Raw genomic sequence first — 23,017 nt, forward strand, 5'->3', positions numbered from 1 at the left:
CAACCGGGGCGCCGACAAGGAAGGGGGCAACTTCATGCGGACCAAGCAGTTGACGTCGACGTTCGGGATCGCCGGTCTGGCCGGTCTGGCCATGGGCGCGATGGCGGCGATGTCCGCGCCGGCGATGGCGCAGGACACGATCAAGGTGGGCATCCTGCACTCCCTGTCCGGCACGATGGCGATCAGCGAGACGACCTTGAAGGACGTCATGCTGATGCTGATCGACGAGCAGAACAAGAAGGGCGGCCTGCTGGGCAAGAAGCTGGAGCCGGTGGTGGTCGATCCCGCCTCCAACTGGCCGCTGTTCGCCGAGAAGGCGCGCGAGCTGATCAGCAAGGACAAGGTGTCGGCCGTGTTCGGCTGCTGGACCTCGGTCAGCCGCAAGTCGGTGCTGCCGGTGTTCGAGGAGCTGAACAACATCCTCTTCTACCCGGTCCAGTATGAGGGCGAGGAATCCTCGCGCAACGTCTTCTACACCGGTGCCGCCCCGAACCAGCAGGCGATCCCGGCGGTCGACTACCTGATGCAGAAGGAGAAGGTGCAGCGCTGGGTCCTGGCCGGCACCGACTACGTCTATCCGCGCACGACCAACAAGATCCTCGAGGCCTACCTGAAGGGCAAGGGCGTCAAGCCCGAGGACATCATGATCAACTACACGCCGTTCGGTCATTCCGACTGGCAGTCGATCGTGGCGGACATCAAGAAGTTCGGCTCGGGCGGCAAGAAGACCGCGGTGGTCTCCACCATCAACGGCGACGCCAACGTTCCCTTCTACAAGGAACTGGGCAACCAGGGCGTGAAGGCCGAAGACATCCCGGTCGTCGCCTTCTCGGTCGGCGAGGAAGAGCTGGCCGGCATCGACACCAAGCCGCTGCTGGGCCATCTGGCCGCCTGGAACTACTTCCAGTCGGTCGAGACGCCGGCGAACAGCGACTTCATCAAGGCCTGGAAGGCCTACACCAAGAACGACAAGCGCGTCACCAACGACCCGATGGAAGCCCACTATATCGGCTTCAACATGTGGGTGAAGGCGGTCGAGGCGGCCGGCACCACCGACCAGGACAAGGTCATCGACGCCATGGTCGGCGTGTCGGTCCCCAACCTGACCGGCGGCTATTCGGCGATGCTGCCGAACCACCACATCACCAAGCCGGTCCTGATCGGCGAAGTGCAGGAGAACGGCCAGTTCGACGTCGTCTCCAAGACCCCGGGCCTGGTCCCCGGCGACGAGTGGTCGGACTTCCTGCCGGACAGCAAGGACCTGATCGCCGACTGGCGCAAGCCGATGTCCTGCGGCAACTTCAACGTGAAGACCGGCAAGTGCGGCGGCAAGGGGACCTGAGGGCTGGTGTCCGTCCTCTGATCTGAGTGGTCGCGACGCTTGCCCCCTCCCTAACCCTCCCTCTCCCGCGTCGGACGGACCGTCGGTCCGCCGAGAGCGGGGGAGGGCCGGGGAGGGGGCAAGCGTCAGCGCTTTTTTGAACTGGCCTGACATCCGCCCCCCGCACCGAAGGACCCGCGATGCGACGCGCTCTCCGCTGGCTGATGGCCGTCTGCGTGGTGGTCGCCACATCGACCGCCGCATTCGCCGCCGATCCCCAAGCAATCGATTTGCGCCCCCTCGTCCAGGCCCTGGGCAGCGGCGGCTATTCCGGAACCGAAAAGGCCCTGGCGCAATTGTCGGAGGCCGGCGATCCGGCCGCCGTGCCGGTGATCGAAGCGCTCCAGGCCGGCGACCTCTTCGTACGCAAGGCCGACGGCGCCGTCGTCGTCGCCCGCAAGTCCGGCGACGCCTACACCCTGACCGACCCGCTGACCCGCGCCGCGCTGGGCGATGCGCCGTCCGCCGCGGTCGAAAAGATCCGCATCAACAATTCGCTGCGCCGCGCCATCAATGCGTCGTTGGGCGCGCTTACCCTGATGAGCCCCGATGCCGGTGTCCGCCGCTCCGCCGCCGACGCGGTGTTCAAGAGCCGCGACCCCTCGGCGCTGGAGACGTTGACCGCGGCCCTTGCCAAGGAGCAGGACAAGGGTGTCCGCGCCGCCATGGAGCAGGCGCGCGCCGCCATCCTGCTGACCGGCGAGGCCGCGGCGAAGATGACCGACGCCGAAATCCAGGCCGCCGCCGACACGCTGGCCGCCCGCGGCGACCGCGACGCGCTGGTCCTGCTGAACATGGTCGCCGGGTCGGGCGCCTCCGAAATCACCAAGAAGTCGGCGGCCTCCGCCATCTCCACCCTGGAACAGAAGCTGGCCTTCTGGGCCGCGCTGCAAAATCTCTGGTACGGGTTGTCGCTCGGCTCGGTGCTGCTGCTGGCCGCCATCGGGCTGGCCGTCACCTTCGGCGTGATGGGCGTCATCAACATGGCCCATGGCGAGATGGTGATGATCGGCGCCTACACCACCTTCCTGGTGCAGGAGGCCTTCCGTGCCCACGCTCCCGGCCTGTTCGACCTGTCGATCCTGGTGGCGCTGCCCGCCGCCTTCATCGTGTCCGGCGGCGTCGGCATCGTCATCGAGCGCAGCGTGATCCGCTGGCTCTACGGCCGGCCGCTGGAGACGCTGCTGGCGACCTGGGGCCTGTCGCTGGCGCTGCAACAGGCGGTGCGCTCCATCTTCGGCCCGACCAACCGCGAGGTCGGTGCGCCGAGCTGGATGTCCGGCGCCTTCGAGCTGGGCGGCCTGACCATCACCTACGGCCGGCTGTGGATCGTCATCTTCGCCTTCGCCGTCTTCGCGGCCCTGCTGGTGGCGCTGAAGCGTACCTGGTTCGGCCTGTCGATCCGGGCGGTGACGCAGAACCGGCCGATGGCCAACGCCATGGGCATCCGCACCGCCAGGGTCGACGCGCTGACTTTCGGGCTCGGCTCCGGCATCGCCGGGCTAGCCGGGGTGGCGCTGAGCCAGATCGACAATGTCAGCCCGAACCTGGGCCAGGGCTACATCCTCGACAGCTTCATGGTGGTGGTGTTCGGCGGGGTGGGCAACCTGTGGGGCACGCTGGTCGGCGCCCTGACGCTGGGGACCATGAACAAGTTCCTCGAACCCTATGCCGGGGCGGTGCTGGGCAAAATCCTGGTGCTGATCTTCATCATCCTGTTCATCCAACGGCGTCCGCGCGGCCTGTTCGCGCTGAAGGGCCGCTCGGTGGAGGCCTGACCGATGCTGCTGCGCTTTTTCCTGTTGGGGCTGGACCGCAAGGCCGGGATCGTGCTGACGATCCTGGCGGTCCTGGCGGTGGCGGTCCCGGTGATGACGCTGTGGGTGCCGGCGGACTCGCCCTTCCACCTGTCGATCTTCACCGTCTCGCTGCTCGGCAAATACCTGTGCTTCGCGCTGCTGGCGCTGGCGCTCGATCTGGTCTGGGGCTATTGCGGCATCCTGTCGCTCGGCCATGCCGCCTTCTTCGCGCTCGGCGGCTATGCCATGGGCATGTACCTGATGCGGCAGATCGGGCCGCGCGGCGTCTACGGCAATCCGGAGCTGCCCGATTTCATGGTCTTCCTGAACTGGACGGAGCTGCCCTGGTACTGGCTCGGCTTCGACCAGTTCTGGTTCGCGGCGCTGATGGTGCTGCTGGTGCCGGGGCTGCTGGCCTTCGCCTTCGGCTGGTTCGCCTTCCGCAGCCGCGTCACCGGCGTCTACCTGTCGATCATCACCCAGGCGCTGACCTTCGCCCTGCTGCTGGCCTTCTTCCGCAACGACATGGGCTTCGGCGGCAACAACGGCCTGACCGACTTCAAGGACATCCTCGGCTACGACATCCAGGCCAACACCACCCGCGTCGCGCTGTTCGTGGCGACCGTCGCGGCGCTGGCGCTGTCCTACATGATCGCGTCGGGCGTCATCGCCTCCAAGCTGGGCAAGGTGCTGGTGGCGCTGCGCGACGCCGAGAGCCGCGTGCGCTTCATGGGCTACGACACCGAAAGCTACAAGCTGTTCGCCTGGACCCTGTCGGCCTGCATGGCCGGCGTGGCGGGAGCGCTGTACGTCCCGCAGGTCGGCATCATCAACCCCTCGGAATTCGCCCCGGCCAGCTCGATCGAGGCGGTGATCTGGGTGGCGGTCGGCGGGCGCGGCACGCTGGCCGGCGCCATCCTGGGCGCGGTGCTGGTCAACATGGGCAAGAGCTATTTCACCGGCGCCCTGCCGGAGCTGTGGCTGTTCGCGTTGGGCGGCCTGTTCGTGGCGGTGACCCTGTTCCTGCCCAAGGGCCTGCTGGGCCTGTGGGGCCAGCTGGCCGCGAGGATGCCCGGCCGCAAGACCGCTGGTCTTCCTCCCACCCTTCCCAACGGCCCCACTCTTTCCAACGGCCCCACTCTTTCCAACGGCCATGCCGCCGACCAGAAGGGAGCCTGACCCATGAGCGCGGAATCGACCCTTCTCTATCTCGACGGCGTGTCGGTCAGCTTCGATGGCTTCCGGGCGCTGAACAGCCTGTCGCTGGTGATGATGCCGGGTGAGATGCGGGCGATCATCGGCCCGAACGGCGCCGGCAAGACGACGATGATGGACGTCATCACCGGCAAGACCCGGCCCGACACCGGCACCATCCTGTTCGAGGGCGGCACCGACCTGACGAAGCTGCGCGAGGCGGCGATCGCCAATCTCGGCATCGGCCGCAAGTTCCAGCGCCCCACCGTGTTCGAGCCGCACACGGTGTGGGACAATCTGGAGCTGGCGCTGAAGGCGCCGCGCCGGCCGCTGAAGACGCTGACCTATGCGATCAGCCGCGACGACCGCGCCCGGATCGAGGAGATCCTGGACATCACCCGCCTGTCGGCCCTGCGTGCCCGCCAGGCCGGCAGCCTGTCGCACGGGCAGAAGCAGTGGCTGGAGATCGGCATGCTGCTGGCTCAGGATCCGAAGCTGCTGCTGGTCGACGAGCCGGTCGCCGGCATGACCGACGCCGAGACCGAACAGACCGCCGAGCTGCTGTGCAGCATCGCCGGCCGCCATTCGGTGATCGTGGTCGAGCATGACATGAGCTTCGTCCGGGCGCTCGGCGTCAAGGTGACGGTGCTGGCCGAGGGCTCGGTGCTGGCCGAAGGCTCGCTGGATGCGGTCAGCGCCAACGCCCAGGTCATCGACACCTATCTCGGCCGCTGAGGAGGAGCCGCAACATGCTGGACGTTCGTTCCATCGATCTGCATTACGGCGCGGCACAGGCCCTGCGCGGCGTGTCCATGAAGGCGGAGGTCGGCAAGGTCACCTGTCTGGTCGGCCGCAACGGCGTCGGCAAATCCAGTCTGCTGCGCGCCATCGTCGGGCTGAAGCCGGTGTCCGGCGGCGCCATCGGCTGGGACGGCGCCGACGTCACCAAGATGGCGCCGGCCGACCGGGCGCGCCGCGGCATCGCCTATGTGCCGCAGGGGCGCGAGATCTTTCCGCTGCTGACGGTGCGGGAAAACCTGCTGACCGGCTACGCCCCGCTGCCGCGCTCGCAACGCTCGATCCCCGACGAGGTGTTCGAGCTGTTCCCGGTGCTGAAATCCATGCTGGAGCGCCGCGGCGGCGACCTGTCGGGCGGGCAGCAGCAGCAACTCGCCATCGGCCGCGCCCTGGTGACGCGCCCGCGCCTCCTGGTGCTGGACGAGCCGACCGAGGGAATCCAGCCGTCGATCATCAAGGACATCGGCCGGGCGATCAGCTATCTGCGCGACAAGGGCACCATGGCGATCCTGCTGGTCGAGCAGTATTTCGACTTCGCCCGCGACCTCGCCGACGATTGGGTGGTGATGGAACGCGGCGAGGTGATGCTGTCCGGCCCGCGCAGCGGCCTGGATGAGCAGGAGGTACGCAAGTACCTGACGGTGTGACGGCGGTTCGGGGGAGGACGCGCCCGATAAAGAAAGGCCGGCGGGGGAACCGCCGGCCTTTTTTCGCATGAAATGGCTGGGTGCTTATGCAGGTCCACACTATGTACGCGAGCGGTCGGAGCGGAGCGACCGTGCAATTGCCGGCGGTGACCTCGCCGAAGGGGATTTTCTCGATGCCGGTCAACGGCTTGCCGGCCGTCAACCTGACGAGGACAGAATCAGTCAAAGATGGCGTCGAGTCAATCCGCATGGGTTGAGGAAACTTGCGGCATCTTGTCCGGATTCCGGCGGGGAAAGCGGTTAAATCCCTGATTCGTATCTATTTCTCGATACGCCTACAATCGCGTGCGTTTGATTTCGTGGCAATATTACGGCTTTGTCACGCGCCGCCGCGGCTTGCCGATACCGAAGTAAAAAACATCGGCCTTCCGAGTTCAGGCAGTCTTGCGCGAAAGTGGTAGAGGTTTGGTGCCGGACCGGTTTGAATGCAGCGACCTGTACATTCGAGGTATGCCTTATCCACGGCGGTACATCGCAAGTGCCTGCCTCAAGTCCCGGGCTCTTTAACAGTCGTTAAGGATCGTAACCTCATGATGACGTCAACGCCATCCCGCTCCCGGAGCCACAGGCCATGTCGATCTACAACGCCGCCTCTTTCGAAGCCGCCCCCTCCGCCGAGCCGAAGATCCGCAAGATGCGCGGGCTTCCGCGGGTGGCCGTCTGGGCGGTGATGATCGGTGCGCCGTGGGTTGTCATCGTGCAGGCGGTGCGCCTGCTTTTCTGAGCCCGGCGCACCGATCATCCACCTTGCTGGGCCGCCTTACTGGGCCGGCGCCCAGGGTTCCAGCGCGCCGATCTTCTTTGCCCGCTTCTCGTCCGCCGACAGCTTGAAATTATGGCTGTAGGGCGCGCTCTCGAACGAGCCGTAGCCGGGATTGGCCAGCATCAGCCAGTCGCGCCCGAAATGCTCCTTCGCCGCCTCGTAGGCCTTCAGCCGGTCCGCCTCGCTGCCGTTGTAGGCGTCGGTGAAGTCGCCGAAATTGTCGCCGAACAGCAGGACGATCCGGTAATCCTTGGCGATGGCCGCGCGCCGCGTGCTTTTCGCCGATCCCCAGTCCGGCTTTTCCTTGGACATCAGGAAGGTATCGACGTTGCCGCCCATCGGGAAGCCCAGCGCCTGCGCGTTGCGGCGGGTCGGCTCCTCCTGGTCGGCGCTGCGGTTGGTCACGTAGAAGACCTTGACGCCCTTCGATTCGGCATAGTGCGTGAACTCCACGGCGCCCGGCACCGCGGTCGCCTTCTCCGCCTTCACCCAGCCATCCCAGCTCTTGGGCGAGAAGTCGGTGCCGGTGGTCACGAGGCCGGCCTGATAGGCCGAGTTGTCCATCGCCGTCTCGTCCAGGTCCAGCACCACCGCCGGCGGCAGGTCCTGGTAAGCGCCGGTCTGCTCGGTCGCCGCGGTCCAGGTCTTGTCGGCCAGCGCCTTGTCCAGCTGGATCCTGCCCAGCGCATAGACCGCCAGCGCATTCGCCTTGTATTCGACCGAGCGCTGCATCCACAGCTCGGCGTTCAGCAGGTCGTTCTGCGGCACCGGGCCTTGGGGAGCCGGATCCGCCGCCAGAGCGGGACCGGCCAGAAGGGAGAGGACAACCGCACCGGACAGCAGCGACCAGCGCCCGGAACAGGCGGATTTGCGCATCGACACACCCATCGATCAAGTGTCATGGAACCGTCATCGAACCACAGTTCAGGGCGCTTGGCGATGGTGCCGTGACGCTTGCGTCAGTAACAAAACGTCGCTTGCGTCAAGCTGTCCGGGCACCGGTTCGGCTCAGGCCGGTTCGGGGGCGGGGCTGCGCGGCATCGGCGTGCACCGCGGGATCGCCTCCACCCGTTCGAGCCAGCGCCGCACGGCGGGGTATGGATCGAGCGGCACCCCGCCTTCCGGTGCACGGGCGACATAGGCGTAGCAGGCGAGGTCGGCGATGGTCGGCCGCTCCGCCGCCAGCCAGTCCCGGTTTGCCAGATGCCCGTCCATGAAGCGCAGGATCCGTTCGGCGAGCGCATGCGCGTCGGCGTAGGAGGTGGTTCCGCCCCACAGGGTCAGGAAGCGTGCCCGCGCCGGTCCGAAGCGCAGTTCGGCCGATGCGATCGACAGCCAGCGCTGGACCTGTGCGGCCTCCTCCGGTGCCTTCGGGCTCCACAGGCCGCTGCCGTCGTACCGGCTGGCGAGGTAGACCAGGATCGCGGTCGAATCCGCCAGGGCCAGCTCGCCATCGACAAGAACCGGGATCTGTCCAAGCGGATTGAGGGCGAGGAATCCATCGGATTTCTGCAGCTCGGCATTCGCGTCGACATAGCGGAATGGCAGGCCGAGGATGTTCAGGAAGGCTTCGACCCGGTGGACATGGCCGGACAGCGGCGTTCCGTAGAGCGTGATGGCTGGGGTGGTCACCGGCTGGTTCTCCGTTGTCTTGGGCGGTCGATGCGTGCAAGACAACCACTTGCGCGGTTCGGCAGGAATGCGCTTTGATCGCAAGGAACTCTTTCGGAAACTGGAAGAATCGTGGACCGGCTGGACGAACTGGCGATCTTCGTTGCGATCCTGGAGACCGGCAGCCTTGCCGCCGCCGCCAAGCGGCTGCGCCGCTCCGCACCTGTCGTCACCCGCGCCCTGTCGGGGCTGGAGGAGCGGCTGGGCCTGCGGCTGATCGAGCGGACCACCCGCAATCTCGCCCCGACCGATGCCGGGCGGCGGCTGGCGGAGCAGGCGCGCCGGCTGCTGGCCGACTATGACGAGGCGCTGGCCGCCACCGGCACCGACCGGCCGCTGCGCGGGCGGCTGCGCATCACCGCGCCGGTGATGTTCGGGCGCGAGCATGTGACGCCGCTGGTCCTCGACTTCATGCGTGCCCTGCCCGACATCCGGATCGAGCTGGTGCTGTCCGACGGCAACCTCGACCTGATCGAGGAGGAGCTGGACGTGGCGATCCGCATCGGCCCGCTTCCCGATTCCGGTCTGGTCGCCCGGCGGGTCGGGCAGGTCGGGCGTCATCTCGTTGCCAGCCCCGCCTATCTGGCGCGGCGCGGCACTCCCGAAACGCCGGAGGATCTGGCCGCCCACGACGTCATCGTCTCGACGGGCCGCTCCGGATCGCCGGAATGGCGCTTTCTGATCGATGGGCGGGAGCGGCTGGTCAGGGTCGCGCCGCGCCTTGCCGTCAGCCACATCGACTCGGCCCTGCTCGCCGCGCGCGACGGGCACGGCATCGCGCGTCCGCTGTCCTATCAGGTTGCCGACGACATCGCCGCCGGGACGCTGGTGCGGCTGATGCCGCACGCCGAGCCGGCACCGCTGCCGGTGCATGTGGTGGTGCCCTCGGCCCGGCTGATGCCCGGCCGGGTGCGCGCCTTCCTCGACCATGCGGTGAAAGGGCTGACGGCGCTGGCGGTGCTGAAGGGCGGGGCGTGACCGGCCGCTGCCCGATTCCCGCTCAGCGGTGCGGTGCGTCGGCCGCCGGTCTGCCGTCGAGCCCGGCCGACCGGGCGGGGGAGGCGCCGACCGTGGTCGACAGGTCGCGGACGACGCGGAGGCCGTAGGCGGCATAGCCGGTCCCCGGCTCGTCGGCCCGGCGGATGGCCGAGCGGACATAGCGCGGGTTGCTGTGCCACGACCCGCCGCGCATCATCCGCCGGCCGCAATCCCCGTCCCGGCGGGCCGACCCGTCGGTCGGGGCGCCGTCATAGCTGCCGGCGGCGCAGTCCTCCACCCACTGCCAGACATTGCCGAGCATGTCGTACAGGCCGAAGCCGTTGGGCCGGTAGGATCCGACCGGGGCGGTGAACAGGGCGCCGTCGCGGCAGGCCGCCACCTCCCAGTCGGTGAAGCGGTCCCTGGCGCTCCGGTCGGCGCCGTTCGCCGCATCGCAGCCGGCGGCCGGATCCTCGCCCCACCAGCGGGCGGTCCGGGTGCCGGCGCGGGCGGCATACTCCCATTCCGCCTCCGTCGGCAGGCGGTAGCGCTGGCCGGTGCGGCGGCTGAGCCACCCGGCATAGGCCTGCGCGTCGTACCAGCCGATGCAGACGGCCGGCTCCCGGTTCGTCTGCTCGAAGCCCGGCCGGCGCCAGGAGAAATGCCAGCGCGCCAGCAGCTCGGTCTCGCCGGAGTAGCCGCGGCAGACGGTGTTCGACTGGTAGCCGCTGTCCTCGACGAAGCGGGCATATTCGCCGCGGGTCACCGGGTATTTGCCGATGGCGAAAGGCTGCCGGAGCGAAACCGTCCGCTGCGGCGATTCCTCCGGGAAGCGCCCGGCCTCCGTCTCCGGCGACCCCTGGAGATAGCTGCCTGGCGGAACCACCACCATCACCGGCGCGTCGGGATGGTCCCAGACCTCGCGGATCGGATTGCCGGTGGCGGCGAGGACGGCCTGGGACCGGCCGGCCGGATCGGCGGCGCCGGGCTGGGTCTGCCAGGCCTGGAAGGCGGCCAGCCGTTCGCTCCGCCAGCCGGTCAGATCGACCGGCTCGGCCCGCCGCCAGGCCGCCAGCCCGGCCAGCAGCAGGACGAGTGCCAGAACGGCTCCCACCGAGCCGGGCAGGATACGCTTCATGACGGGGAGTTCTTTCGCCGGGATGTCACCGTGGGTCATCCCGCCATTTCCGGTTGGCATTCGACACCCGGCAATCGCGCGTCCGTGTCCTGTTGGGAGCACTCCGGGGTGGAAGCGGGATCTTCGCCCGGCGGGCTAGGCCGAATGCGGCAAGGTTCCTGCCATTGGGGCGCGACGGATGACCCGGTTGGCGCCGGTTCCATCGCTGCACTGCAACACAGACTTGCCGGCCCGTCCGGATTTTGCCCGGTGACGGCAAGGGGGGCTTTGCCGTATGAGACTGGGCGGGTCTCAATACGGATGGATCCCCCGTGCTCCGATCGGTTTCATTCTGCCTGTTCGTCGCCGTGGCCGGCGGTCTCGCAGGCTGCAGCTCCGACTATTCCCCCAACACCTACGCCTCCAGCGCGGTCCAGCAGGCCAACAAGGTCGAGCCGGCGGTCGTCGTCGGCTTCCGGCAGGTGGCGATCAGTGCCAACGGCACGGTGGGCGCCGTCAGCGGCGGGGCGGCCGGCGGCATCCTGGGTGCGCAGGTGGGCTCGGGGGGCATGAATGCCGCGCTCGGCACCGTCGGCGGCACCGCGATCGGCGGCCTGCTCGGCACGGCGATCGAGCATATCGCCGGCGATACCACCGGCTGGGAATACATCGTCCGCAAGTCGAACGGCGACCTGCTGTCGTTGACCCAGAAGGAGCCGCAGCCGCTGCCCATCGGCCAGAAGGTGCTGGTGATCACCGGCAGCCAGGCCCGCATCGTGCCGGATTATTCGACGCCGCTGGAGCCGGCCCCTGCGCAGGCCGACAGCGGCAAGCCGGACCTTTCGAAAGCGGCGGTTGCCAAGCCGGACGCCGCCGCGGCGGAAGCGCCCAAACCCGATGCCCCCAAACCCGATGCGCCCAAATCGGACATCAGGGCGGTCCCGCTCGACCCGCCTCTCGCGTCCGCGTCCGAATCGGCCGCCGGCACCGTGCCATCCGGCAGCGGCGGGCCGATTCGCCTGACCGCTCCCACCGATACCGCTGCCACCGGCACCGCTCCCGCCTCCTCCCCGGCTCCGGCCCCCGAAGCAGCCGCCCCGACCGAGGCCAAGCCGGCGGAGTAACGCCTGCATGGCAGCACCATACTTGTCCGAATGGACGGGATGGCGCACAGTCCGGGGGTGAAACCATAAGCTCACCGGTCGAGGCTCCATGTCCGTCACCACGCCCGCTTCCATGTCCGCCGACGCTCCCGCTCCCGCCATGACGAAGGAGGAGCTGGCCGACCTGATCCGCGAAGGGGTTCCGCTGGTCGGGAATTTCGGGATCGTCGTCGACAGTCTCGGCGCCGGCACGATCCGCCTCCGCCTGCCCTACAAGGACGATTTCGTCCGTCCCGGCGGCACCGTCACCGGTCCGGCGATGTTCGGCCTGGCCGACGTGGCGCTCTATGGGGCGGTGCTGAGCCTGATTGGCCGGGTGGAACTGGCGGTCACCACCAGCATGACCATCAACTTCCTGCGCCGCCCGCCTCCCGTCGCCATCGTTGCCGAGGCGCGCGTCCTGAAGCTTGGCAAGCGGCTGGCCTATGGCGAGATCCTGCTCTTCTCCGAGGGCGATCCGGAGCCGGTCGCCCATGTCACCGGCACCTACTCGATCCCCCCGCACGACCCCGTGACTGTTGCGGTATCCCATTACCGTGTCGATGGTGCCTCCTGAAAAATCCTTTCAGATCAATGGGTTTGACGATACGGTATCTAATTACCGTCCTCGTAACCGATTGATTTAAAATGGAAATTTTTCGGTTGACAGAGCGTTCCCCGGACCGTAGAAAGCCGTCCGCTTCGGCGCCCCGGATTCGGCGGCCTGCCGATCCGTATTCGAAGAAACGAGTGTGGCGATGAAGACCTTCAATCTGAAGCCGACCGACATCGAGAAGAAGTGGTACGTCGTTGACGCCGACGGCCTCGTTCTCGGGCGGCTTGCCAGCATCCTGGCGAACATCCTGCGTGGCAAGAACAAGCCGACCTACACCCCCCACATGGATTGCGGCGACCACATCGTCGTGATCAATGCGGAGAAGGTGAAGCTGACCGGCAACAAGCGCGATGCCGACATCTTCTACTGGCACACCGGCTATCCGGGTGGGATCAAGGGCCGCTCCAAGGGCCAGATCCTGGACGGCAAGTATCCGGAGCGTGTGATCGAGAAGGCCGTGGAGCGCATGGTTCCGCGCGGTCCGCTCGGCCGCCAGCAGATGACCCATCTCAAGGTCTACAAGGGCGCCACGCATCCGCACGATGCGCAGCAGCCGGTCGCCCTCGACGTCGGCGCCCTGAACCCGAAGAATAAGCGGAGCGCGTAACAATGGCTCAGGTCACCACCACCCTCTCCGGCTTGAAGGATCTGACGGGCGCCGCCACCGCGACCGTCAACGAAGAGCTGGCCGCTCCGAAGCTGGACGCCCAGGGCCGCGCCTATGCCACCGGCAAGCGCAAGGACGCCGTCGCCCGCGTGTGGATCAAGCCGGGCAGCGGCAAGGTCACCGTGAACGGCCGCGACCAGAGCGTCTACTTCGCCCGTCCGGTGCTGCGCATGATGATTGCCCAGCCGTTCGGCGTCACCGAGCGTTCGGAGCAGTTCGACGTGGTCGCCACCGTCGCCGGCGGCGGTCTGTCGGGCCAGGCCGGTGCCGTCCGTCACGGCATCTCCAAGGCGCTGACCTACTTCGAGCCGGGCCTGCGTCCGCCGCTGAAGGCCGCCGGCTTCCTGACCCGCGACGCCCGTACGGTCGAGCGCAAGAAGTACGGCCGCGCCAAGGCCCGCCGCAGCTTCCAGTTCTCGAAGCGCTAATCCCTACACGGGCCCGCGCCTTTACGGTACAAGCGAGGGGCGTCCCGAAAGGGGCGCCCCTTTCTTTTTGTCCCGACACCCATCTGCACGCTCCTCCCGTCAAGCGAAGGACATCGGTTCCATGGCCTCGACCAGCATTCTCGGCAGCACCTCCAGCGGTTCGAAGATCCGCGTCGGCATCCTTGGCGCCTCCGGTTACACCGGCGCCGAACTGGTGCGCATGCTTCTGCGTCACCCGAACGTCGAGATCAGCGCCCTGACCGCCGAACGACAGGCCGGCAAGCCGATGGCCGAGGTGTTCCCGCATCTGGGCGGCTACGGCCTGCCCGATCTGGTGAAGATCGAGGCGCTGAAATGGGATGGGCTGGACTTCGTCTTCTGCGCCCTGCCGCACGGCACGACGCAGGAGGTGGTCGCGGGCCTGCCCAGCGGCTTGAAGGTGGTCGACCTGTCCGCCGATTTCCGCCTGAGCGATCCGGCCGAATACGCCACCTGGTACGGGCACGAGCACCGCGCCGTCGGCCTCCAGAAGGAGGTCGCCTATGGCCTGACCGAGTTCAACCGCCAGGGCGTCCGCAAGGCGCGGGTGGTGGCCAACCCGGGCTGCTACCCGACCAGCTCGCTGCTGCCGCTGCTGCCGCTGCTGATGGAGAACCAGATCGAGCCGGGCGGGATCATCATCGACGCCAAGTCCGGCGTGTCGGGGGCCGGCCGCGACGCCAAGCAGGCCAACCTCTTCACCGAGGTTTCGGAAGGCTTCAACGCCTATGGCGTCGGCCATCACCGCCACATGCCGGAGATCGAGCAGGAACTGCGCCTGGCCGCCGGCCGGCCGGTCACCGTCTCCTTCACCCCGCATCTGGTGCCGATGAACCGCGGCATGCTGGCGACCATCTATGTCCGCATGGCCGACGGCGTCACCGCCGACGATCTGCGGGCGACGCTGGCCGCCCGCTATGCCGACGAGTTCTTCGTCGGCGTGACCCCGGCCGGCGTGGTGCCGGCGACGCGCCATGTCCGCGCCTCCAACCACTGCCTGATGGGCGTGGTCGCCGACCGCACCCCGCGCGGCGCCATCATCGTGTCGGTGATCGACAATCTGGTGAAGGGCGCCTCGGGCCAGGCCATCCAGAACATGAACGTCATGATGGGGCTGGGCGAGACGACCGGCATCGATCAGGCGCCGCTGTTCCCATAAGCAAAGGGCGAAGGGGGCTGTGACAGCGTTGTGGCCCCCGGTCCGCACTGTTGCACAAGGGCACCAATCGGGATTTGCTTTGGCCTGTCAATGCGAAATCAGGTGGTGCCTTAAGCCTTACGGTGTTTCAATCCCGCCCGTCATGCACGACTTCGGTACGATCTGATGTCCGGCCTTGTCCGCGCCTTCAACGGCATCCTGCCCACCGTCGACCCGACCGCGTTCATCGCGGAAACGGCGGCGGTGATCGGCGATGTCGTGGTCGGGGCGAACAGCAGCATCTGGTACGGCTGCACCGTGCGTGGAGACGTCAACGAGATCCGAATCGGGGCTCGCACCAACATCCAGGACGGCACCGTGATCCACGTGGCCTCCGAAGGGCAGGGTACCTACATCGGTAACGACATCACCGTCGGCCACATGGCGTTGCTGCACGCCTGCACGCTGGAAGACGGCTGCTTCATCGGCATGAAGGCCTGCATCCTGGATGGGGCCTATGTCGAGTCGCGGGCGATGGTCGCCGCCGGTGCTCTGGTGACGCCCGGGAAGCGGGTGACGTCCGGATTCTTGTGGGCCGGGAGCCCGGCTAGACCGGTTCGCGAGCTGACGGAAAAGGATCTCGCGGTTTTTCCGGTGCTCAGCCACCGTTATACGGATTTGGCGGAAACCTACCGGAAAAGCTGCTATGGAAGTGGAGCATAGGTCCAAGAACAGGTCCGGTTCGGCCGAACGGCTGAGGTGTCGGAACAACACCGCACACCACATGTTGGGAAGGTCGCTGCCGCGCTTGCACGTGGACGGATGCTTCGATTGATAGGTTCATCCCCCGCAGGCACTCTGAGGGGAAGGGTTCTGGAAGGGAGTGAAGACAATGAAGACTATTGTTCGCGCGGGTCTGGCTGCCATCCCGGCCGCCATCGTCGCTTTCGGTCTGTCTGCGGCCGCCAACGCCCAGGACGCGAGCCTGGTCGGCAAGGGCACCGAGTGGTGCAGCCCGGTCATCGGCTGGACCGGTCAGGTGAAGGAAGGCGTCGCCGCCCGCACCGCCGGCGGCGGTTATGTGATCCACCAGGGCAGCTATCCGTGCCCGCCGGCCGCTGCCGCTCCGGCTCCGGCCGCCGTTGCCGCGGTCCAGAGCGAATATCTGGTGTTCTTCGACTGGGACAAGTCGGCCATCACCCCGGCTGCTGATCGCGTGATCGGCGACGCCGTTGCGGCGATCCTGAAGAACGGTGGAGCCAAGATCCACGTCGTCGGCCACACCGACACGTCGGGCTCGCCGGCCTACAACCAGAAGCTGTCGCTGCGTCGTGCCGACGCGGTCAAGAAGGCTCTGGTCGCCAAGGGCATCCAGACCGCCAACATCACGACCGAAGGCAAGGGCGAGAGCCAGCTGCTGGTCCAGACCGGTCCGAACGTCCGCGAGCCGTCCAACCGTCGTGCGCAGATCCTGCCGCGTATGATGAACGCTCCGTCGTCCTAAGGACGGATTGGCACGGGCGGTTCCGGGGGTTTCGGAACGGCCCGACGCCTGCGGTTCTTCCGCAAGACGAAGGCCGCGTCGGGGAAACCCGGCGCGGCCTTCATCGTTTTCCGGCGTCTCTTTCCAGGCGACCTGGCCGCGTCAGCCGGTGGCCTGGGCCGGAGCCACCGATGGAGCCACCGATGGCGCCACCGATGGATCCTGGGCCGGATCCCGGATCGGCTCGCCGGACACCAGCCGGAGCGGCACCACCCCCGCCCACACCGGATGGGCCATATCCTCCGGATCGTCGCCGGGCGGGCCGGACCGCCGCTTGGCGGAGGCCTCGGCGATGGGGAAGGCCAGCACGGCGGTCGCCTTCAACTCCTGGACAGTCGGCGCGCGCACCTTGGCGCTGCGGCCGGGCTCGATCTTTTCCATCAGCGCATCGAGCGCCGCGCGCTTCTCCGCCTCCTCCGCCACCAGCCGCGGCCGGCCGAACAGCATCACCGACCGGTAGTTGACGGAGTGATGGAAGGCCGAGCGCGCCAGCACCCAGCCGTCGATCAGCGAGATCGTCACGCACGCCTCGCCGCCCTCCTGCAGCCGGCGGATCATCCGGCTGGACGAGGCGCCGTGGATCAGCAACTCGTTTCCGACCCGCCAGGGAATCGTCGGGATCACCATGGGGGAAGGCGCGGCATGCCCTTTGATGGCGTCGTCGACGAAGCCGACATGGCAGATCGGCGCCTCGTCGATGATGGCATGGATGAGGGCCGCATCATGGCTGCCGCGCTCGCCCAGCCGCACCGGGCGGGTGCGCGGGGTCTGCGGCAAGGTGCCGGTGGCGGTGCCGGCGGCGGGATCGGCGGGAAGGCTGGTCATGGTCGTCCATGTGCGGAAGATGTTGCGATGCCCCAGAATGGGCAGCAGAATGGTCCCTTCGAAAGGTCCGGAATGCCGATTCGGCAGGGACCAATTCAGTCTTCCGCGAAGGGATCGCCATGGCCCGGCCGTCGCGTCCGGTGCTGTCCAGCCTGGGACCGCTCGCGCTCGACCGCGACGGGGCCGAGCCGTTGCACCGCCAGCTCTACCGTGCGCTGCGTCAGGCGGTGCTCGACGGCCGGCTGCGGCCGGGGGAGCGTCTGCCGCCCAGCCGGGCGCTGGCCGCCGACCGGGGGCTGTCGCGCAACACGGTGGTCACCGCCTACGACACGCTGCTGGCGGAGGGCTACGTCACCGGCCGGGTCGGCGCCGGAACCTTCGTCGCGTCCACCCTGCCCGATGCGGTGCCGGGCGGCGGTGCCGAACGCACCGGAAGCCGGACCGAATCACGGCGCGGCGTCGGCCTGTCGGCCCGCGGCCGGATGCTGGCCGAAGCGCCGGCCCTGGCGCGCGACCGGGCCGGGCGGCCCTTCGCGCTCGGCACGCCAGCCCTGGACGCCTTTCCCTTCGCGCTGTGGGCGCAGTTGCTCGGACGCTGCTGGCGCGGGGGCGGGCGCCTGCTGGCGACGGAACCCGACCCGCTGGGCCACCCTCCGCTGCGGGCGGAGATCGCCGCCTATCTGCGTGCCGTGCGTGCGGTGCGCTGCGAATCGGAACAGGTCGTCATCGTCTCCGGCGCCCAGCAGGGGTTGGCGTTGATGGCCCAACTGCTGCTCGATCCCGGCGATTCGGCCTGGGTGGAGGAGCCGGGCTGGCCGGGCAACCGCGCTGCCCTGCTGGGGGCCGGGGCGCGGCTGGTCCCGGTGCCGGTGGACGCGGAGGGGATCGACGTCGCCGCCGGCATGGCGCGCGGGCCGGATGCCCGGCTGGTGCTGGTCACCCCGTCGCATCAGTTCCCGCTGGGCGTCACCATGAGCCTGACACGCCGGCTGCGCCTGCTCGATTGGGCCGCCGCGCGGGATGCCTGGATCGTCGAGGACGATTACGACAGCGAGTTCCGCTATGCCGGGCCGCCGCTGGCCGCCTTGCAGGGGTTGGACGGCGCCGGCCGGGTCATCTATGTCGGCAGCTTCAGCAAGGTGATGTTCCCGGCGCTGCGCCTGGGCTATGTCGTCGTCCCGCCGGATCTGGTGGAGCCGGTGCGGGCGGCGCGGCGCCATTTCGACGGCGGAACCAGCATCGTGCCGCAGGCGGCGCTGCATCGCTTCCTGGCCGATGGCCATTTCGCCTCGCACCTGCGCACCATGCGCGCGCTCTACGCCGCCAAGCGCGCCGCCTTCCTGGAATCGATCGCCTCCGCCTTCACCGGTTTCGCCGAGGCGGAGGCCGGCGAGGCCGGCATGCATGTCCTGCTGCGCCTGCCGCCGGAGTGCCCCGACCGCGCCTTGGCGGAGCGGGCGGCCCGCATCGGCCTGACCACGCCGCCGCTGTCCGACTATTACCGCGGCGGCGGGGCCGGCAACGGCCTGCTGCTGGGCTTCGCCGCGCATGAGCCGGCGGCGCTCGACCGGGCGGTGCGGGATCTGGCGCGGCTGACGGCCTGACGCGTCAGGGAGCCGGTTCCGCCACGCGGTGCGTCGTCGGCGCGGCCCAGGCGGGATAGCGCAGGCTCAGCTGGTGCGTCCGGTCCTGCATGTCCAGCACCGGGCGCAGCACCGTCGGGTCGGCGCGCATGGCGTCCTCGCCGGCCATGTGAACGATGCCGAGCCGGCGGTTCGGCAGGAAATACTCGACCAGCTCCGCCCGTTCCGGATCGAAGCGCCAGGGACCGATGTAGTTGCACCATTCCGGCAGCAGCTCCACCGGCAGCCCGTCGAGATAGATCGCGCCGGCCATCGCCAGCTGGTCGGAGGTGAACAGCCGCCCCTTGCGCAGCACCCGCTTCTGCCAGCGCTGGAACGCCTCCCAATGCGGCGCGTCGGCCTTCAGCGCATAGGCGCCGGCATTCAGCGTCGGCCGGGTCGCCAGCGCGCGGCATTCCGCGGTGCTCAGGCCGGCGCGGCTGGAGTTCTTGTACAGGATCGAGCGCACCCGCGCGAAGCGGCCGAACAGCCAGTCGAGCCGCAGCTCTGTTTCGGAGAAGCGGCCGAACTGGGCGACGATGGCGAAGCGGTTCAGCGCCGCCCCCCGCCGCAGCATCTCCACCGCCTCCCAATCCTGGACCCAGGCGTCGGCATCGATCCAGATCAGCGTGTCGTAGCCGGGGAAATATGTCGGCAGATGCAGCTTGGCGAGGTTGGCCTTCAGGTGGATGCGGTTGCGCAGCTTATGGGCCGGGATGTCGACCGGCCAGGGCGGCGTCACCACCGCGGCGCCCTGCGCCTTCAGATCCTCGATCTGTCCGGGGGTCAGCCCGGCGTCGATGATGCCGATGGGGCAGTCGGCCGCCGGCTTCAGGGCCCGCAGCGACGCGACCAGTTCGAGGATCAGCGGGTGATAGCGGGCGTCGCCGCCCGTGACGACGATGAAGGAGCCCAGCATGGCTTGTCCGCCGCATCCTATGCGCAAAGTGGTAAGCGGGCCAACCTGCCTGGATAATTCTTCGGCGTCAATCCATGTCCAGTCGGGATTGCCGTGCTTTCGGACGGCTGGTGCAGACTGTGGCCAAGCCGTTGCGGCGCGGGGCTTTTGACGTCCAGCCTATCCGGAAGTCGAGGGTTGCCTCGTAAGGCCGGGGGTGAAACCTTCGACCCGTTGGCTTGTTTCCATTCCGTGTTCCCGCGACACGTGTTCCATCAATCGTATGCGAAAGTGCTGGACCCATGATCGATCGGCAGGACCGGCTCTGGTACAAGGATGCAGTCATCTATCAGCTGCATGTGAAGGCGTTCTTCGACGCCGACAACGACGGCATCGGCGATCTCGCCGGGCTGACCCAGAAGCTGGACTACATCCAGGATCTGGGCGTGACGGCGGTGTGGCTGCTGCCCTTCTACCCCTCGCCGCTGCGCGACGACGGGTACGACATCGCCGACTACACCTCGGTCAACCCGACCTACGGGAACCTGGAGGATTTCCAGCGCTTCATGGAGGAGTGCCACAACCGCGGCCTGCGGGTGATCACCGAGCTGGTCATCAACCACACCTCCGATCAGCACCCCTGGTTCCAGCGTGCGCGGGAAGCCCCGGCAGGATCCAACCACCGAGACTATTATGTGTGGTCCGACAGCGACCAGAAATACCAGGGCACGCGGATCATCTTCTGCGACACGGAGAAATCCAACTGGACCTGGGATCCGGTCGCCAACGCCTATTACTGGCACCGCTTCTACTCGCACCAGCCCGACCTGAACTTCGACAATCCCGAGGTCCTGCAGGAGGTGCTGAAGGTGATGCGCTTCTGGCTGGACATGGGGGTCGACGGGCTGCGGCTCGACGCCATCCCCTACCTGAAGGAGCGCGAGGGCACCAACAACGAGAATCTGCCGGAGACGCACGACGTCCTGAAGGCGATCCGCGCCGCGCTGGACGAGGAATATCCCGACCGCATGCTGCTGGCCGAGGCCAACCAGTGGCCGGAGGACGTGCTGCCCTATTTCGGCGACCCGGAGAAGGGCGGCGACGAATGCCACATGTCCTTCCACTTCCCGCTGATGCCGCGCATCTACATGGCGGTGGCGATGGAGGACCGGCACCCCATCGCCGACATCATGCGCCAGACGCCCGACATCCCGGCCGACTGCCAGTGGGCGATCTTCCTGCGCAATCACGATGAACTGACGCTGGAGATGGTCACCGACAGCGAGCGCGACTATCTCTGGAACTTCTATGCGTCCGACCGGCGCATGCGGATCAACCTCGGCATCCGCCGCCGGCTGGCCCCGCTGCTGGAGAACGACCGCCGCAAGATCGAGCTGCTGAACAGCCTGCTGATGTCGATGCCCGGCACGCCGGTGCTCTATTACGGCGACGAGATCGGCATGGGCGACAACATCTATCTCGGCGACCGCGACGGCGTGCGCACGCCGATGCAATGGTCGATCGACCGCAACGGCGGCTTCTCGCGCGCCGATCCGGCCCGGCTCTACCTGCCGGCGGTGCTCGACCCGATCTACGGCTTCATGGCGGTCAATGTCGAGGCGCAGGCCCGCAACCCCTCCTCGCTGCTGAACTGGATGAAGCGGCTGGTCGCGGTGCGCAAGCAGCGCCAGGGCTTCGGCCGCGGCGGCTTCTCGCTGCTCTATCCCGGCAACCGCAAGGTCCTGGCCTATATCCGCAGCCTGGAGACGGAAAACGGCCCGGAGATCGCGCTGTGCGTCGCCAACCTGTCGCGTTCGGCCCAGGCGGTCGAGCTGGACCTGAAGGCGTGGAAGGGCCGCATCCCGGTCGAGCTGCTGGGCCGCACCGTCTTCCCGCCCATCGGCGACCTTCCCTATCTGCTGACGCTGCCGGCCTACGGCTTCTACTGGTTCGCGCTGACCGCCGAGGCGGAGCTGCCGACCTGGCACGAGGCGCCGCCGGAACCGCTGCCCGACCTGCTGACCATCGTCATGCGCGACGGCTGGCACAGCCTGACCACCGGCAAGTCGGCGGACGAGCTGGGCCGCGACATCCTGCAGGCCTACATGCCGCAGCAACGCTGGTTCTCGGCCAAGGACCGCCGCATCACCCGGTCGCACGTCACGCTCGCCGCCCATCTGCCGGGGCCGGGCGACGGCTTCATGCTGGTGCGCACCCAGGTTGGGTTGAGCGGCGGAGGAATGGACGGCAATGCCGCCGACCAGAGCTATTTCCTGCCGCTGGCGATGAGCTGGGAGAGCGGGGCCGGCGGCACCGGCTGGCCGCTGCTGCCCTACACGCTGGCCAAGGTGCGGCGCGGCCCGCGCACCGGCGCGCTCTATGACGCGGTGCAGACCGACGGCTTCGCCCTGTCGCTGATCGGGGCGCTGCGGCGCGGCGAGACCCTTGCCGCCGCCACGGGCGGCGACCGCATCCGCTTCACCCCCACCGAGGCGCTGGCCGCCATCGAGCTGTCGCCCGAGGCCGAGGTGCGGCGCCTGGGCGTCGAGCAGAGCAACAACTCGGTCCTGGTCGACAGCCAGATCGTGCTGAAGGTGCTGCGCCGGCTGGTGGAGGGCGAGCATCCCGAGGTGGAGATGGGCCGCTTCCTGACCGGGGTCGGTTTCGCCAACACCCCCGCCCTGCTGGGCGCGGTGGAGCAGGTGGCCGCCGACGGCACGCCGACCGCGCTGGCGGTGGCGCAGGCCTTCGTCCGCAACCAGGGCGACGGCTGGGCCAGCACCGTGGAGGAGCTGGAGCGCCAGTTGGAGGATATCCGGCTGGGCGTCGCCGGCAGCACCGAGGATGCGGCCGAGGCCGGCGAGCCCTTCGGCATGCATCTGGTGATGATGACCACGCTGGGTCAGCGCACCGCCGAACTGCACCGGGCGCTGGCGCAGACCACCGGAAACCTGGCCTTCGATCCCGAGCCGGTCGATGCAGGCGACCTGGCAGGCTGGACCGCCGCCGCCCGCGCCCAGGCGGAAGCCGCCTTCGCGGCGCTGCCCGGTACGCTGGACCGGCTGACCGCCGACGTGCGGGCGGATGCCGAACAGCTGCTCGCCCGCCGGGCCGAGGCGATGGAGCGGCTCGACGCGCTGGCCGGGATGGCGGTCGACAGCGTCAAGACCCGCATCCACGGCGACTATCACCTGGGGCAGGTGGTGCGGGCGCAGAACGACTGGTACATCCTCGACTTCGAAGGCGAACCGGCCAAGACGCTGGAGGAGCGCCGGGCCAAGGTCAGCCCTCTGCGCGACGTCGCCGGGATGCTGCGCTCCTTCAACTATGCCGCCTGGGCGGCGCTGTTCCGGCTGGACAATGCCGGGGAGCCGGCCAACGGCGGCGACAACCCGGCGCTGGCCGCCGCCCGCGACTGGGAGCGGCGCAGCGTCGACTCCTTCCTCGACGGCTATCGCACCGCCATCGAGGGCTGCCCGGTCTGGCCGTCGCAGGGCGAGGCGGCGCGCGGCCTGCTGACCCTGTTCCTGCTGGAGAAGGCCTTCTACGAGATCGGCTACGAGGCGGCCAACCGGCCGGCCTGGATCGGCATCCCGGTCAAGGGCGTGCTCGGTCTGCTGGACGATGCCAGGGAAGGAGGCGGAGGATCCGCGGCGGGCATGGTGTGACGAAACCGCCGCGGGTATGTTCA

Annotated in this window: 21 protein-coding genes; 16 read left to right on the top strand and 5 right to left on the bottom strand. The window is 68.2% G+C overall.

Going from position 1 to position 23,017, the window contains the following annotated elements:
* Positions 1-34 precede the first annotated feature (34 nt).
* The 6 genes from urtA (at position 35) to ABMY26_RS28710 (ending at position 6,603) form a co-directional block, all read left to right on the top strand.
* A complete protein-coding gene (urtA, locus tag ABMY26_RS28685) occupies positions 35-1,342 on the top strand; it encodes an urea ABC transporter substrate-binding protein (RefSeq protein ID WP_144428328.1) in 1,308 nt (435 codons plus the stop codon).
* A 179-nt stretch (positions 1,343-1,521) separates the two neighbouring features.
* Complete coding sequence (urtB, locus tag ABMY26_RS28690) at positions 1,522-3,159, top strand: urea ABC transporter permease subunit UrtB (RefSeq protein ID WP_372399585.1); 1,638 nt, start codon at positions 1,522-1,524, stop codon at positions 3,157-3,159.
* A gap of 3 nt (positions 3,160-3,162) precedes the next feature.
* Complete coding sequence (urtC, locus tag ABMY26_RS28695) at positions 3,163-4,359, top strand: urea ABC transporter permease subunit UrtC (protein ID WP_372399586.1); 1,197 nt, start codon at positions 3,163-3,165, stop codon at positions 4,357-4,359.
* Between the two features lie 3 nt (positions 4,360-4,362).
* On the top strand, positions 4,363-5,109 hold the full coding sequence (urtD, locus tag ABMY26_RS28700) for an urea ABC transporter ATP-binding protein UrtD (protein WP_045584246.1): 747 nt from the start codon (positions 4,363-4,365) through the stop codon (positions 5,107-5,109).
* A 14-nt stretch (positions 5,110-5,123) separates the two neighbouring features.
* Positions 5,124-5,819 (top strand): urea ABC transporter ATP-binding subunit UrtE, encoded by a 696-nt coding sequence (gene urtE, locus ABMY26_RS28705; protein WP_372399587.1) that lies wholly within the window; start codon positions 5,124-5,126, stop codon positions 5,817-5,819.
* 631 nt (positions 5,820-6,450) lie between these two features.
* A complete protein-coding gene (locus ABMY26_RS28710) occupies positions 6,451-6,603 on the top strand; it encodes a hypothetical protein (protein WP_372399588.1) in 153 nt (50 codons plus the stop codon).
* A 36-nt stretch (positions 6,604-6,639) separates the two neighbouring features.
* Here ABMY26_RS28710 and ABMY26_RS28715 read toward each other — a convergent pair whose 3' ends face one another.
* Together ABMY26_RS28715 and ABMY26_RS28720 are read right to left on the bottom strand one after the other, a co-directional pair.
* Positions 6,640-7,518 carry a 5'-nucleotidase, lipoprotein e(P4) family gene (locus ABMY26_RS28715; RefSeq protein ID WP_372399589.1) on the bottom strand — a complete coding sequence of 293 codons (879 nt, stop codon included), beginning with the start codon at positions 7,516-7,518 and terminating at the stop codon, positions 6,640-6,642.
* Between the two features lie 132 nt (positions 7,519-7,650).
* Entirely contained in the window at positions 7,651-8,274 is a 624-nt protein-coding gene (locus ABMY26_RS28720; protein ID WP_372399590.1) for a glutathione S-transferase family protein, read from the bottom strand.
* Positions 8,275-8,385: 111 nt separating this feature from the next.
* Here ABMY26_RS28720 and ABMY26_RS28725 point away from each other — a divergent pair, with 111 nt between their 5' ends.
* A complete protein-coding gene (locus tag ABMY26_RS28725) occupies positions 8,386-9,291 on the top strand; it encodes a LysR family transcriptional regulator (protein ID WP_372399591.1) in 906 nt (301 codons plus the stop codon).
* A gap of 22 nt (positions 9,292-9,313) precedes the next feature.
* Here ABMY26_RS28725 and ABMY26_RS28730 read toward each other — a convergent pair whose 3' ends face one another.
* The gene (locus tag ABMY26_RS28730) at positions 9,314-10,429 is read right to left on the bottom strand and encodes a formylglycine-generating enzyme family protein (RefSeq protein ID WP_372399592.1); all 1,116 of its coding nucleotides are present in this window, start codon (positions 10,427-10,429) and stop codon (positions 9,314-9,316) included.
* Between the two features lie 311 nt (positions 10,430-10,740).
* Between ABMY26_RS28730 and ABMY26_RS28735 the strand changes: the two genes are divergently transcribed.
* From ABMY26_RS28735 to ABMY26_RS28765, 7 genes are all read left to right on the top strand, one after another.
* Entirely contained in the window at positions 10,741-11,532 is a 792-nt protein-coding gene (locus ABMY26_RS28735) for a hypothetical protein (RefSeq protein WP_372399593.1), read from the top strand.
* Between the two features lie 88 nt (positions 11,533-11,620).
* Positions 11,621-12,127 (top strand): PaaI family thioesterase, encoded by a 507-nt coding sequence (locus tag ABMY26_RS28740; RefSeq protein WP_372399594.1) that lies wholly within the window; start codon positions 11,621-11,623, stop codon positions 12,125-12,127.
* 181 nt (positions 12,128-12,308) lie between these two features.
* Positions 12,309-12,773, top strand: coding sequence for a 50S ribosomal protein L13 (gene rplM / locus ABMY26_RS28745; RefSeq protein ID WP_372399595.1), 465 nt, complete (start codon positions 12,309-12,311; stop codon positions 12,771-12,773).
* Between the two features lie 2 nt (positions 12,774-12,775).
* On the top strand, positions 12,776-13,261 hold the full coding sequence (gene rpsI, locus ABMY26_RS28750) for a 30S ribosomal protein S9 (RefSeq protein ID WP_372399596.1): 486 nt from the start codon (positions 12,776-12,778) through the stop codon (positions 13,259-13,261).
* 121 nt (positions 13,262-13,382) lie between these two features.
* Complete coding sequence (gene argC, locus ABMY26_RS28755) at positions 13,383-14,459, top strand: N-acetyl-gamma-glutamyl-phosphate reductase (protein WP_372399597.1); 1,077 nt, start codon at positions 13,383-13,385, stop codon at positions 14,457-14,459.
* Positions 14,460-14,624: 165 nt separating this feature from the next.
* Positions 14,625-15,161 (top strand): gamma carbonic anhydrase family protein, encoded by a 537-nt coding sequence (locus tag ABMY26_RS28760; protein WP_045584238.1) that lies wholly within the window; start codon positions 14,625-14,627, stop codon positions 15,159-15,161.
* 169 nt (positions 15,162-15,330) lie between these two features.
* The gene (locus tag ABMY26_RS28765) at positions 15,331-15,942 is read left to right on the top strand and encodes an OmpA family protein (RefSeq protein WP_372399598.1); all 612 of its coding nucleotides are present in this window, start codon (positions 15,331-15,333) and stop codon (positions 15,940-15,942) included.
* 141 nt (positions 15,943-16,083) lie between these two features.
* Here the strand turns inward: ABMY26_RS28765 and ABMY26_RS28770 are convergent, their stop codons facing one another.
* A complete protein-coding gene (locus tag ABMY26_RS28770) occupies positions 16,084-16,806 on the bottom strand; it encodes a pyridoxamine 5'-phosphate oxidase family protein (protein ID WP_372399599.1) in 723 nt (240 codons plus the stop codon).
* Positions 16,807-16,925: 119 nt separating this feature from the next.
* On the opposite strand from ABMY26_RS28770, the gene ABMY26_RS28775 reads away from it, so the two are divergent.
* On the top strand, positions 16,926-18,410 hold the full coding sequence (locus tag ABMY26_RS28775; protein ID WP_372399600.1) for a PLP-dependent aminotransferase family protein: 1,485 nt from the start codon (positions 16,926-16,928) through the stop codon (positions 18,408-18,410).
* A gap of 4 nt (positions 18,411-18,414) precedes the next feature.
* Here the strand turns inward: ABMY26_RS28775 and ABMY26_RS28780 are convergent, their stop codons facing one another.
* A complete protein-coding gene (locus ABMY26_RS28780) occupies positions 18,415-19,347 on the bottom strand; it encodes a glycosyltransferase (RefSeq protein ID WP_372399601.1) in 933 nt (310 codons plus the stop codon).
* Positions 19,348-19,628: 281 nt separating this feature from the next.
* On the opposite strand from ABMY26_RS28780, the gene treS reads away from it, so the two are divergent.
* The gene (treS, locus tag ABMY26_RS28785) at positions 19,629-22,994 is read left to right on the top strand and encodes a maltose alpha-D-glucosyltransferase (protein ID WP_372399602.1); all 3,366 of its coding nucleotides are present in this window, start codon (positions 19,629-19,631) and stop codon (positions 22,992-22,994) included.
* Positions 22,995-23,017: the final 23 nt, after the last annotated feature.

The sequence above is a fragment of the Azospirillum sp. HJ39 genome (assembly GCF_041507355.1).
GTDB lineage: Bacteria > Pseudomonadota > Alphaproteobacteria > Azospirillales > Azospirillaceae > Azospirillum > Azospirillum thiophilum.